This is a genomic window from Actibacterium lipolyticum, assembly GCF_900184935.1.
GTDB classification, from domain to species: domain Bacteria; phylum Pseudomonadota; class Alphaproteobacteria; order Rhodobacterales; family Rhodobacteraceae; genus Actibacterium_A; species Actibacterium_A lipolyticum.
Map to the genome: position 1 here is coordinate 1237502 of NZ_FXYE01000001.1, position 12471 is coordinate 1249972.

Sequence of the window (12471 nt, forward strand, 5' to 3'; positions counted from 1 at the left end):
GGGAATCACCCTAACCTGACACTCAGATACCATCCTTGGGAGGCTGAAGATGGCACAGACGACCACCACAACGACCGATGGAAAATCCCCCGTTAGCACGCTTGCAACCGCGCAGGCCGAAGGCGCTGGCATGATCACCGCTTTCAACACTGCAATGATGCAAGCAATGGCGCGTTACGGGACGGAATTTACGGAATTCGTATCAAAGCGTCTGCAAGAAGACATGAAAACCCAGCACGAAATCTTGGGCTGCCGCGATATTGGAAAGCTTGGCGATATTCAGGCGACGTTCGTGAAAACCGCGATGGATCAGTACAGCGCCGAAACCGGCAAACTGTTGCAGATGAGTAACGAGATCATGGACGAGGCCTTCAAGCGGGCCAAATCCTGATCCTTATCTTGCGGTTTCAAGTTGCGGTGTCAGCTTTGCCAACATCGAAAGGCATTGGTCAAGCTGGGCGGTCGTAATGAACTCATCCGGCTTGTGGGCCTGCGCAATTGCGCCGGGCCCGCAAACAACCGCCGAAATCCCGATCTTTTGAAACAGCCCAGCCTCTGTTCCGAAGGGGACGGTTAGGGCGCTGTTTTGGCCTGTCAGTTCCGACAAAAGCTGGCGCGCGGCGCTGTCGCTCATCGGTTCCAAACCGGGGACTTCGCCAATCACTTGGGTTGTGATGTCCGCGCCCGCGTGAACCGCCTGCATCGCGGGCAACAAAACGTCTTCGCAATATTGGGCAATTTCAGATTTCACAAATTCTGCGTCACCCGCCTGAACAGGGCGCATTTCCCATTCGACCATGGCTTTTGCGGCGATCACGTTACGCGCGACGCCGCCTTGGATGCTGCCGACGTTTAGCGTGGTAAACGGGGGCTTGAACGGGCTGTCAGCGGGCGCGCGCGTCTTCAGGGCCTCGCGCAGTTCCAGCAGCCGAATGACATAGCGGGCGGCATATTCGGCGGCGTTCACCCCTTGGGCCGGGTCAGAGCTGTGCCCATCAAGCCCCTGAAAATTAACCGTATATTCGCAACAGCCTTTGTGGGCTTCGATGATCTTCATCTCGGTCGGTTCGCCGATGATCGCGATGTCGGGGCGGATGCCGCGGGACTCTAGCTCTGCCACCAAGGCTTGGCCGCCAAGGCAGCCGACTTCCTCGTCATAGGTAAGTGCGAAATGCAGTGGGCGGCGCAGGTTCGCCTTGGCATAGGTCGGCGCCATAGCCAGCGCAGCCGCGATGAAGCCTTTCATGTCACAGGTTCCGCGCCCGTAAAGGCGACCGTCATTTTCGCGCAGGGAAAACGGATCGGAAGACCAATCCTGATCGGCCACCGGAACCACATCGGTATGGCCCGACAAAACGATTCCGCCATTGCCTTCGGGGCCAAGCGTGGCGAATAGGTTGGCCTTCTGCCCACTGTCATCGGTCAACACTTCGATCCGTGCGCCGATATCGGACAATCGGTTTGCCAGATAGGCAACCATTGCAAAGTTGCTGTCAGATGAAACCGTGGGGAAGCCGACCAGATCGGCCAAGATGGTTTGGGTTTCACGTAACATTCTAATCCTTCACGAACAGTTTGCGCGGCCGATGACAGAGCGTTTCAGCGGCACCATCGCTGCGGATCAAAATCGATTCCGTAATCTCCAATCCCCAGTTTTCCATCCATAGGCCGGGCATGAAATGAAAGGTCATGCCAGGTTCAAGTACGGTCTCATCCTCGGCCCGGAAACTGATTGTGCGCTCACCCCAATCAGGCGGGTAGGATAGGCCGATAGGGTAGCCCGCGCGCGCGCCGCGTTCAATGCCGGCCCTTTCTAACGGCGCAGCCAGCGCGTTGGCCACGTCACAGGCGCGATTGCCGGCCCGCGCGGCCTCCAACCCGGCTTCCAAGCCCTCAACCAAGGCGGCCTCGGCGCGCAGAATGTGGTCAGGTGGCTTGCCCAGAAAAACCGTTCGGCAGAACGGCGCGTGATAGCGGCGATAGCAGCCCGCGATTTCGTAAAAAGTGGCCGCGCCGGTTTCAAACGGCTTTCCGTCCCACGTCAGGTGGGGGGCTGCGGCATCCGTGCCCGAAGGCAGCAACGGCACGATAGAGGCATAGTCGCCCCAGTCATCATCCACACCGCGCAGCGCATCGCGCATGATTTCAGCGACAAGTTCGTTCTTGGGCAGGCCGGGTTCGACGCGTTCGATGATCCCATCGACGATCTTTTCTGAAATCCGCGCGGCCTTGCGCATGAACCCGATTTCATCGTCGGATTTGACGGTGCGTTGCCAGTTCACCAAGGCCGTCGCATCCACCAGATCAGCATCGGGAAGTTCGGCCAGCAGTGTAACGTAAGCTTTTGCAGAGAAATAATAATTCTCCATCTCAACGCCGACGCGTTTGGTGCCGTACCCACGGGCGCGGATCAGTTCGGCCAGATCCTGCATCGCGTGCCGTTCTGTCGATTGCACGAAGTTGTCGGCGTACCCGCGTACGTTTTCTTCGCCCATCCACACCGTGCGCAATGCGCCATTCGCATCCTGCCCGCGGCCCCACCAAACAGGGTCAGCGTCGTGAAAGATCAGAACGCCCTGATGCACATAAAACGACCAGCCGTCATACCCTGTCAGCCACGCCATGTTAGAGGGGTCTTCGACAAACAGAACATCAATTCCGCGTTCGGCCATCGCGGCGCGGGTTTTCACCAGCCGCCGTTGATATTCGGCAGAACTAAACGGGGCGCGGCTTTCGTGCTTCATGAACTCTCCGTCGGTGCTGGTGTTGACTTCTGCGCTGCGTGATGTTGGCCTCTGCGTTAGCGTTACTGTGATGATGGCGCGGATGTTTCTTATGCGCCTGCGAAGTGACGACACGAAATCGAACGTTTCCGACAATGCGGTTCCGACATTTGTGATTACGAAAGGGCAGATAATGCTGAAAAACGACCTGCTTGAGCAGTGGGACCGGGAGAATTTCCTTCACCCCTCGACCCACCTTGCACAACATGCACGCGGCGAAAGCCCGGCCCGCATCGTCACCGGTGGCAAAGGTTGCCACATCACAGATCGTGACGGAAACCGCCTGCTGGATGCCTTTGCCGGCCTATACTGTGTGAACGTCGGTTATGGGCGTGACGAGATTGCGGATGCCATCGCGGCGCAAGCCAAAGAGCTTGCCTATTACCACGCATACGTGGGCCACGGCACCGAAGCGTCGATCACCTTGTCAAAGATGGTTTTGGACCGCGCGCCGGATCATATGTCGAAGGTCTATTTCGGGCTAAGCGGGTCTGACGCGAACGAGACGAACATAAAACTTGTATGGTATTACAATAATATACGAGGCCTTCCTGAGAAGAAAAAGATCATCTCTCGTTGGCGGGGATATCACGGGTCCGGGTTGATGTCGGGGTCGTTGACCGGGCTGGAATTGTTCCACAAAAAGTTCGATCTGCCGCTGACACAAGTACTGCATACCGAAGCACCGTATTATTATCGCCGTGCGGACCGTAACCAGTCTGAGGCTGAATTTACCGCATACTGCGCCGCCGAATTGGAGGCACTGATCGAACGCGAGGGTGCCGACACCGTCGCGGCGTTCATCGGAGAGCCGATGCTGGGAACTGGCGGCATCGTCCCGCCGCCCGCTGGCTATTGGGAGGCAATCCAACCGATCCTTGAAAAGCACGACATCCTGCTGATCGCGGATGAAGTTATCACTGGCTTTGGGCGATTGGGTACAATGTTTGGGTCCACTCATTATGGTATCAAGCCGGATATCATTACGATCGCGAAGGGGCTGACATCGGCCTATGCGCCTTTGTCGGGATCGATCATCAGTGACAAGGTCTGGCAAGTGCTAGAGCAGGGCACCGATGAAAACGGCCCACTTGGCCATGGCTGGACGTATTCCGCACACCCGATTGGCGCAGCCGCCGGTGTGGCAAACCTAAAGCTGCTGGATTCACTGAACCTTGTTAGCAACGCTGGCGCGATGGGAGCGTATTTCGTGAAGGCGATGCAAGACGCGCTGGGGGATCATCCCCACGTGGGCGACGTGCGCGGCGAAGGGATGATGTGTGCGGTTGAACTGGTCGAAGATCGCGATAACCGCGTCTACTTCGACCCGGCGAAGAAGGTCACTTATGGGATTGTCGCCGATATGGCCCAAGTCGGGTTGATCGGGCGCGCAATGCCTCAGGGCGACATCATTGGTTTCGCGCCGCCCCTATGCCTGACGCGGCCAGAGGCGGATGAAATTGTCGCCAAGACAGCAAAAGCCATCAAGGCTCATTTCGACTAAGCGAAGCTGCGCGTCGTGGCTTAGGCCGAGGCGTGCAGCTGTTCCAACATCTGACGCACGTTGGACAGGTCGTAGCCGCCTTGCGCTGCGGCCTTCAGGATATCGTCGGGTGCCATTTTGCAGGCCTGCGCCAAACCCCACAACGTGGTGGAGCGTGTGCCCGACCGGCAATAAGCCAGAACCGGGCCATCGCTGCTGTCCAACGCGTCACGGAATTCGTTGATCAGTTCCATCGACAGACCGCCGGGGGCGAGGGGGAGAAAGCGAATTTCCAATCCGGCCTCTTTTGCGGCGGCTTCGATGTCGGCAAAACAGGGCTGCCCGGGGACTTCGTCGTCGGGCCGGTTGCACAGGATCGTTTTGAACCCGGCTGCTGCGGCCTCGGCGATGTCAGCGGCGGCGATTTGCGGGGCAGCCGCGAAATCCGGCGTGATCTGGCGTATTTCCATTTTATCCTCCAACGGAAGCCGTTTGGCGGCGCAGAAGCGGGGCGTCGCAAAACATACATATTAAATTATGAATGCATTGCAAGCCGATGCGCGCACCGGGCATCGATATCATTTACCGTCTTACGGCGTTAGCGCGTCTTTTAGAAGCGTTGGAAGACATTGAAATCGCAAAGAGGGACATTCCCAGTCGGCCGTGCTGTGATCTTCGTCGTCGGTATAGGCGCTGGCGGTCATAAGAACGCGCAACCCGGCGGCTTTTGCTGACTTCAAACCGTTAAGGCTGTCTTCGAAGGCAAGGCATTGTTCTGCCTTTAAATTCAGCCGTTTAAGGGCCAGTTGAAATACATCCGGCGCGGGCTTCTTGGCGGCAACCTCATCCCCTGCGGCGATCACGTCGAAGATGGCATCGGCTGTTTTGCCCCAACAGGCTTGGGCCAACGCTTCGACATTTGGGCGGTTGGTGGTTGTGGCCACGGCAAGTTTCAGGCCAGCGGCGCGTGCGTCAGAAATCAGGTCGCGCACACCGGGGCGCAGCACCAAATCGTTCAGCTTTTCGGCGTAGAGCGCGGTTTTTTCGCGATGCAGCTGCGCGATTTCATCGGGGCTTAGCCGTGGTGCGCCGGCTTGCCAAACGGCGATGCGTTCCTTGCCGCCAGTAGTTTTCAGCAATTGGCGATAGGTGTCTTGCGTCCAATGCCAATCCAGCCCCCACCGCGCGAAACTTTCGTTAAACGCGGCGCGGTGGGCCTCTTCGGTTTCGGCTAGTGTGCCGTCGACGTCGAAAATCAGGGCAGACAGGGTCATGCGGGCAGGGCGGCCAAACGGTTCACGATGCCGGGCAGCTCTGCGAAATCGGCGAATTTGGCGTCATGGGCCAAGGCTGACACTGGCGATTTTCGGTACCCTTCGGTGAACAGGGCAAAGGGCAGGCCCGCGCGTGTGGCGGTTTCGGCGTCTACCTCGCTATCGCCGACATAGATCGTGATGCTTTGATCAAGGGCCTTTACGGCCGCGTTAAGTGGCGCCGGGTCGGGCTTTTTCACGGGCAGGGTGTCGCCACCGATGACAACATCGAACATGCCATCGATGCCGAAGGCCGCAAGGATGGCACGTGTCGGGGCTTCGGGCTTATTGGTGCAGATGCCCATTCGAAACCCTTCGGCCGCGAAATCGGTGATCACCTTTTCCGCGTTCGGATACAGCGTGGTCAGTGTGGCCGGATCGGCATCATAGTGGCGCATGAACATCGCCAGAAGGGTGGCGTGATCGTCCATCGCCAACCCATGGGCGCCGATTACCCGTTCGATCAGCTTGGGCACGCCGTTGCCAATGAAAGAGCGGACAGTGTCCAGCGTCAGTTCGCTTTGCCCCACCTCGGCAAGCATTTTGTTGACGGCGGCGTGGATGTCTGGCGCGCTGTCGATAAGCGTTCCGTCCAAATCAAAAATAATCGCTTTCACGCCGCATCCTTCCATTTGATAGAGCATCCCATCGATGGGATTTGTTCCGCTGGCCCGTTGCCGGTTTCAGCCACCTGTTTCATCGCCTCGAACAGATCGCGGCGCAGATCAGTTGGCCCGGCTTCTTTGCGTGATCCATCTAGGCGACCGCGATATTGCAGGCCCAGATCAGCGTCGAAGCCAAAGAAATCGGGTGTGCAGACCGCGTCATAGGCGCGGGCGACGGTTTGGGTCTCGTCGTATAGATAAGGGAAGGGCAGCGCGAATTGGGCCGCCACTTCCGTCATCTTGTCGAACCCATCCTGCGGATAGGCGGTTGCGTCGTTCGAACTGATCGCGACCACCCCGATGCCCATTTCCATCAGCTCTTTTGCGTCGCGGATGATCCGGTCGCGCACAGCGATGACATAGGGGCAGTGATTACAGATGAACATCACCAGCGTTCCTTTGGGCCCGGCGATATCAGCAAGCGTATAGGTCTTGCCGTCCGTGCCGGGCAGGGAAAAGTCAGGTGCCTTCCATCCGAAATCACAAACGGGGGGTGTAACTGCCATTATTCAAACTCCATCTCCGCGAAAACAACGCCAGCGTTTTTGGTTGCCAGCTCTTCAAAAGTATCCAGATGCGCATAGGGCGACTGGTCTACGTAATAGGCATCGTCCAAGGTGCCGCCGTTTTCCAGATGTTCGCCAATCTTGCCGCGCAAATAAGTCAGGTAGTCGTGGGTATAGCGGCGGACCTGATCCATATTTGTCGGGTGCCCGTGGCCGGGGATGACATAAAGCGCGCCCATGGGTTCAAACTTGTTTTCCCATGTCTCCACCCAGCAGCTTGTGCAGGTTTCGGTGAAGATTGGCGGCATGCGTTCGTGAAAGGCCAAGTCGCCCGCCAGCATCAGTTTCTGTTCGGGCAGCCACACCTGAATGTCGCCGGGGCTGTGGGCGGGGCCAAGGTGCAGCACCTCGATATGCATGTCGCCCATGTCGATGATGTATTCGTCTTCAAACGTGATCGTCGGGCCTTGTGCCACCGTGCCTTCGCTGTTTTCGCGGGCGTAGCGTTTCATGCCTTCGAGGATCTGATAGGAGTATTCTTCGAACTCTTCCGCGGCGTCCACATGGGCCAGCACGTCGATGCCTTGTTCCACCCAATAGGAATTGCCAAGCATGGCGTGGCCTTGGCCGTTTTCATTGATCACCAGCTTTACCGGCTGGTCGGTCACGGCCTTGATTTCATCATGCAGGGCACGGGACAGGGCGACATTCGCGCCCGCGTTAACAACGATCACCCCATCGCCCGTAATAATGAACGACAAGTTATTGTTATGCCCGGCGTTTTCGTAAGTGGGCGGGGCCGTGGCGCCGATGGCCGAAAAGACGTTGGGGATCACCTCAACCGGTTTTTCATAAAGGACCGATTGAGGGTATTGATCGGGGATATCCTCGCTGGCCACGGCGGGCGCGGCCAGAAGGGTGCAAAGAATGGCTGAACGGATCATATGTGTTTCCTCCCAAATGGAATATGAAAGCATATTCACATTTGAATATGATCCGCCAGCGCCATAGCGTCACGCCGCCTTTGCGACTGCTTCGGCAGCGGAACGGATGGCGCGGATGTTTTCGCCGTAAGGGGCGGGGTTTTGAACCGAACCACCTTTGAACACGGCAGAACCTGCCACCAGAACGTCGGCACCAGCGGCCGCAACCAAAGGTGCGGTTTCAGGCGTTACGCCACCGTCGATTTCAATGTGGATCGGGCGGTCGCCGATCATGGCGCGCAGCTTGGCGACCTTTTCGATCTGGCTGTGAATGAACTTTTGTCCGCCAAAGCCGGGGTTCACCGTCATCACACAGATCAGATCGACCATATCCAGAAGGTATTCCACATCATCAACGCCGGTGCCGGGGTTGATCGCCAGCCCAGCTTTGGCACCGCTTGCACGGATTGCCTGCATGGTGCGGTGCGTGTGATTACCAGCCTCAAGATGCGCGGTGATGTAATCCGCGCCGGCCTCGGCATAGGCTTCGATATACTGATCAACGGGCGAGATCATCAGATGCACATCCATCACCGTCTTGATGTGCGGACGGATGGCGGCGCAAAGGGGCGGGCCGAATGTCAGGTTCGGCACGAAATGCCCATCCATCACGTCAACATGGACCCAGTCACAGCCCTGAGCCTCAATGGCCTGAATTTCTTGGCCGAAATTGGCGAAATCGGCGGAAAGGATCGATGGGGCGATCTTGATGGAACGGTCAAAGCTCATGCTCTGTCTCCTTCGGGGCGGCGGTCCACATCCAGCCCTCCACGGAACACGCGGCTGGGGCGAATGTCTTCCTCGCCGATTGTGCTAAGCTGCTCTGCGTTGAGCGGCCCTTTGGCGGTTTTAAACAGGCGGTTCGCCTGACGTAGCCGCGCACGGTCCAACGCATTGCGGATCGAGCGGGCATTGGCGAAATGCGGCTGTTTGCGTCTGAGGTCAATATATTCCTTCAGCGCAGCCTTGGCACCCTTGCTAAGAACGTAATTTTGATCGTCCAGCATCTTTTCGGAAATCTGCACAAGTTCGTCGTCTGAATAGTCGGGAAATTCGATGTGGTGGGCGATGCGGGAACGGAAACCGGGGTTCGACTGAAAGAACCTGTCCATGCGGTCGCCATACCCGGCAAGGATCACGACAAGGTCGTCGCGGTTGTTTTCCATCACCTGTAGCAAAATCTCGATCGCTTCTTGACCATAGTCGCGTTCGTTTTCGGGACGGTAAAGGTAATAGGCCTCGTCGATGAACAGCACGCCGCCCATCGCTTTTTTCAGCACCTCTTTGGTTTTAGGCGCGGTGTGGCCGATGTATTGGCCCACAAGGTCATCCCGCGTGACCGTCACCAGATGCCCTTTACGGACATAGCCCAGCCGGTGCAACAGGTCGGCCATCTTCAGCGCGACGGTCGTCTTGCCGGTGCCGGGGTTGCCGGTAAAGCTCATGTGGAGGGTGGGGGTCTCGGTCGCCAACCCCATGTCACGGCGGGCCTGATCCACCAGCAAAAGCGCGGCGGTTTCGCGGATACGGTCCTTGACGGGGGCCAGCCCGATCAGTTCTTCGTCCAGTTCCCGCAGGACGTCCTGCACGCCGCTTTCCTTGAATACTTCGGCAAGATCGACGGTCGATGACACGGTGGTGTCCTTGGCACTCATGGGTACGCTCCTGGATATCAATTCATTGCGGTGCCCGGGCCAGCGCGGCCCGGGCAAGCGTTATCGCCTTAGGCGTAGCGGTGCCCTTCGGGGCGGTCAGACGCGTAAGACTGGATGGTGTAGCGCACGGTGCGGCCTTCGCATTCCTGACGGATCAGCTTAAACCCGGGCTCTTCGGCAGGGCGGTTTGCGATGAACGACATCCGGATGGATTCCCAGCCCGGGGTTGAATCAAACGCGATGACCCGGATGTACTTACCGCCATGTTCCTTGCGGCATTCGTTCACCTCGAACACCACGGCGGCGGCGTCGGGGTTATCGAACATCGGGTGGCCCCACATTTCCCAATAGCTGTTTTTGGGGTGCGGATCGTCGGTGTATTCCACCGAAACGGCCCAGCCTTGGTCGATGGCGTATTGTGCCTGCAGGCGGATGTCTTCATCCGTGAAATCCGGCAGGAAGCTGAAGGTGCCTTGTGTAAGACGCATCTTAAATCTCCTTGAATGGTTGGATCAGGCCGAAACTTCGGGCGTCGGCGCAAAGTCGGGCGCGTCGGTCGAGGCGTAATCGAACGTGACGTCTTTCCAGACCTCAAGCGCCTGTTCCAGCGGGGTGCAGGTTTTGGCCGCATCGCGAAGGATATCCGGGCCTTCGTTCCAGATGTCGCGGCCTGCGTTGCGGGCATAGACCATCGCCTCAAGCGCGACGCGGTTGGCGGTTGCGCCTGCCGCGATGCCGTGGGGGTGGCCGATCGTGCCGCCACCGAATTGAAGAACCACGTCTTCGCCCAGATAGGTCAGCAGCTGGTGCATCTGGCCGGCATGAATACCGCCGGACGCAACCGGCATCATTTTGTTCAGCGATGCCCAGTCCTGATCGAAGAAGATGCCGTTTTCCAGCGCCATCGGGTTATATTCCTCGCGGAAGATGTCGTAGTAACCCTTGGTCGTGGCGGGATCACCTTCCAGCTTGCCGACAACGGTACCTGCGTGCAGGTGGTCAACACCGGCAAGGCGCATCCACTTGGCGATCACGCGGAAGCTGACACCGTGCGAACGCTGGCGGGTATAGGTCGAATGGCCAGCCCGGTGCAGGTGCAGGATCATGTCGTTATCACGCGCCCATTTGGCCATCGATTGGATCGCGGTGTACCCGATCACGAGGTCGATCATGATGATGACAGAGCCGAGCGATTTGGCGAATTCGGCCCGCTCGTACATCTCTTCCATCGTACCGGCTGTGACGTTCAGATAGGTGCCTTTCACCTCGCCAGTCGCGGCCGATGCACGGTTCACAGCTTCCATGCAGTAAAGGAAGCGGTCACGCCAATGCATGAAGGGCTGACTGTTGATGTTTTCGTCATCCTTGGTGAAGTCCAAGCCGCCTTTCAGCGCCTCGTAGACCACGCGGCCATAGTTGCGGCCCGACAGGCCCAGCTTTGGCTTAACAGTCGCGCCTAGCAGAGGGCGGCCGTAACAGTTCAGGCGTTCGCGTTCGACGACAATACCTGTCGCCGGACCTTGGAAGGTTTTAATATAGGCCACGGGCAGGCGCATATCTTCCAGACGCAGGGCCTTGAGCGGTTTAAAGCCAAACACGTTCCCAATGATCGAGGCCGTCAGGTTAGCGATGGAGCCTTCTTCGAACAGGTCCAGATCATAGGCGATATAGGCAAAATACTCGCCTTCGGCATTGGGGACAGGATCAACCCGATAGGCTTTGGCGCGATATTTGTCACAAGCCGTCAGACGGTCGGTCCAGACCACGGTCCACGTCGCGGTGGAGCTTTCACCGGCGACCGCTGCGGCGGCTTCGATTGCGTCAACGCCATCCTGCGGAGTGATGCGGAACAGCGCGATTACGTCCGTGTCCTTGGGCACATAATCCGGTTCCCAGTAACCCATTTGCGCATATTTCATGACGCCAGCCGCGTAACGCTTGGCCCCCGTCACTGTCTTTGCATCGGTCATCTTGTTCATTTTACTCTCCTTCTGGGTCAGGCAGCTGCGGCAGCAGCTGTGTGTGGGTCGAGCGTGCCCGCGCTGTAGCGGGCGGCCATATCATCCAGCGGGATCGCCTTGATCTTGGCGGCATGGCCTGCGGTTCCGAACCGCTCGAACCGGTCGCGGACAAGCGTCTTCATCTCGTCCATTGCGGGGATCAGGAACTTGCGCGGGTCGAATTCCTGCGGCTTTTCCTGAGCGATCTTGCGGAATTGGCCTGTCATGGCCATTCGGCAATCTGTGTCGATGTTCACCTTGCGCACGCCCATTTTGATGCCGCGTTCGATCTCTTCGACGGGCACGCCATAGGTCTGCGGCATCTCACCGCCCGAGGCGTTGATCAGGTCCTGCAACTGCTGCGGCACCGAGGAAGACCCGTGCATCACCAGATGCGTATTGGGCAGCTTGTGGTGGATCGCCTCGATCGTAGACATGGCAAGGATGTCGCCAGTCGGCTTGCGGGTGAACTTATAGGCGCCGTGGCTGGTGCCGCAGGCGATAGCCAACGCATCGCATTTGGTTTTCAGCACGAAATCGACGGCCTGATCGGGGTCAGTCAGAAGTTGATCGTGGGTCAGTTTGCCAACCGCGCCAGAACCGTCTTCCTCGCCGGCCTCGCCGGTTTCAAGGCTGCCCAGCACACCCAGTTCACCTTCGACCGATGCGCCAACCCAATGGGCGGATTCGGTCACGCGGCGGGTGATATCAACGTTATAGTCATACGAGGCGGGGGTTTTCATATCCGCCTCTAACGAACCGTCCATCATCACGGATGTGAACCCGTGGCGGATCGCGGTCAGGCAGGTCGCTTCGTTGTTGCCGTGGTCCTGATGCATACAGACGGGAATGTCTGGGTACATTTCGGCCAGAGCCTGAACCATGTGGCGCAGCATAACGTCGCCCGCATAGGACCGCGCGCCGCGGCTTGCCTGAAGGATTACGGGGGCGTCCACGGCTTTCGCCGCTTCCATGATCGCCAGCCCTTGTTCCATATTATTGATGTTGAAGGCAGGAACGCCGTAGCCGTTTTCGGCTGCGTGATCCAACAACTGCCTTAGTGTGATAAGCGCCATGATATCC

Annotated in this window: 14 protein-coding genes; 2 read left to right on the forward strand and 12 right to left on the reverse strand. The window is 58.1% G+C overall.

Annotated elements, in window-relative coordinates:
* Positions 1 to 49 precede the first annotated feature (49 nt).
* Positions 50 to 391: a phasin family protein gene (locus tag COL8621_RS06195; RefSeq protein ID WP_093966399.1), complete on the forward strand. Its 342-nt coding sequence runs from the start codon at positions 50 to 52 to the stop codon at positions 389 to 391.
* 3 nt (positions 392 to 394) lie between these two features.
* Here the strand turns inward: COL8621_RS06195 and argE are convergent, their stop codons facing one another.
* Together argE and COL8621_RS06205 are read right to left on the reverse strand one after the other, a co-directional pair.
* Positions 395 to 1555 carry an acetylornithine deacetylase gene (gene argE / locus COL8621_RS06200; protein WP_093966400.1) on the reverse strand — a complete coding sequence of 387 codons (1161 nt, stop codon included), beginning with the start codon at positions 1553 to 1555 and terminating at the stop codon, positions 395 to 397.
* Position 1556: 1 nt separating this feature from the next.
* Positions 1557 to 2744 carry a M24 family metallopeptidase gene (locus COL8621_RS06205; protein WP_093966401.1) on the reverse strand — a complete coding sequence of 396 codons (1188 nt, stop codon included), beginning with the start codon at positions 2742 to 2744 and terminating at the stop codon, positions 1557 to 1559.
* Positions 2745 to 2916: 172 nt separating this feature from the next.
* Between COL8621_RS06205 and COL8621_RS06210 the strand changes: the two genes are divergently transcribed.
* Positions 2917 to 4287 (forward strand): aspartate aminotransferase family protein, encoded by a 1371-nt coding sequence (locus COL8621_RS06210; protein WP_093966949.1) that lies wholly within the window; start codon positions 2917 to 2919, stop codon positions 4285 to 4287.
* A 20-nt stretch (positions 4288 to 4307) separates the two neighbouring features.
* Here the strand turns inward: COL8621_RS06210 and COL8621_RS06215 are convergent, their stop codons facing one another.
* The 10 genes from COL8621_RS06215 to fba all read right to left on the reverse strand — a co-directional run bounded on the left by COL8621_RS06215 (position 4308) and on the right by fba (position 12464).
* Positions 4308 to 4736, reverse strand: coding sequence for a protein tyrosine phosphatase family protein (locus tag COL8621_RS06215; protein WP_093966402.1), 429 nt, complete (start codon positions 4734 to 4736; stop codon positions 4308 to 4310).
* Positions 4737 to 4856: 120 nt separating this feature from the next.
* Positions 4857 to 5540, reverse strand: a complete 684-nt coding sequence (locus COL8621_RS06220) for an HAD-IA family hydrolase (protein ID WP_093966403.1) — start codon at positions 5538 to 5540, stop codon at positions 4857 to 4859.
* Positions 5537 to 6196, reverse strand: a complete 660-nt coding sequence (gene gph, locus COL8621_RS06225; RefSeq protein ID WP_093966950.1) for a phosphoglycolate phosphatase — start codon at positions 6194 to 6196, stop codon at positions 5537 to 5539. Before gph ends, COL8621_RS06220 begins: the two co-directional genes overlap by 4 nt.
* Positions 6193 to 6750 (reverse strand): thioredoxin family protein, encoded by a 558-nt coding sequence (locus tag COL8621_RS06230; RefSeq protein WP_093966404.1) that lies wholly within the window; start codon positions 6748 to 6750, stop codon positions 6193 to 6195. Before COL8621_RS06230 ends, gph begins: the two co-directional genes overlap by 4 nt.
* Positions 6750 to 7694, reverse strand: coding sequence for an MBL fold metallo-hydrolase (locus COL8621_RS06235; RefSeq protein ID WP_176438439.1), 945 nt, complete (start codon positions 7692 to 7694; stop codon positions 6750 to 6752). The genes COL8621_RS06230 and COL8621_RS06235 overlap by 1 nt, the downstream gene beginning before the upstream one ends.
* Before the next feature lie 69 nt (positions 7695 to 7763).
* Positions 7764 to 8462, reverse strand: a complete 699-nt coding sequence (gene rpe, locus COL8621_RS06240; protein ID WP_093966405.1) for a ribulose-phosphate 3-epimerase — start codon at positions 8460 to 8462, stop codon at positions 7764 to 7766.
* A complete protein-coding gene (cbbX, locus tag COL8621_RS06245) occupies positions 8459 to 9388 on the reverse strand; it encodes a CbbX protein (RefSeq protein ID WP_093966406.1) in 930 nt (309 codons plus the stop codon). The genes rpe and cbbX overlap by 4 nt, the downstream gene beginning before the upstream one ends.
* A 68-nt stretch (positions 9389 to 9456) precedes the next feature.
* Complete coding sequence (locus COL8621_RS06250) at positions 9457 to 9876, reverse strand: ribulose bisphosphate carboxylase small subunit (RefSeq protein ID WP_093966407.1); 420 nt, start codon at positions 9874 to 9876, stop codon at positions 9457 to 9459.
* A gap of 24 nt (positions 9877 to 9900) precedes the next feature.
* Entirely contained in the window at positions 9901 to 11358 is a 1458-nt protein-coding gene (locus tag COL8621_RS06255; protein WP_093966408.1) for a form I ribulose bisphosphate carboxylase large subunit, read from the reverse strand.
* Positions 11359 to 11384: 26 nt separating this feature from the next.
* A complete protein-coding gene (gene fba, locus COL8621_RS06260) occupies positions 11385 to 12464 on the reverse strand; it encodes a class II fructose-bisphosphate aldolase (protein ID WP_093966409.1) in 1080 nt (359 codons plus the stop codon).
* Between the last annotated feature and the right edge of the window lie 7 nt (positions 12465 to 12471).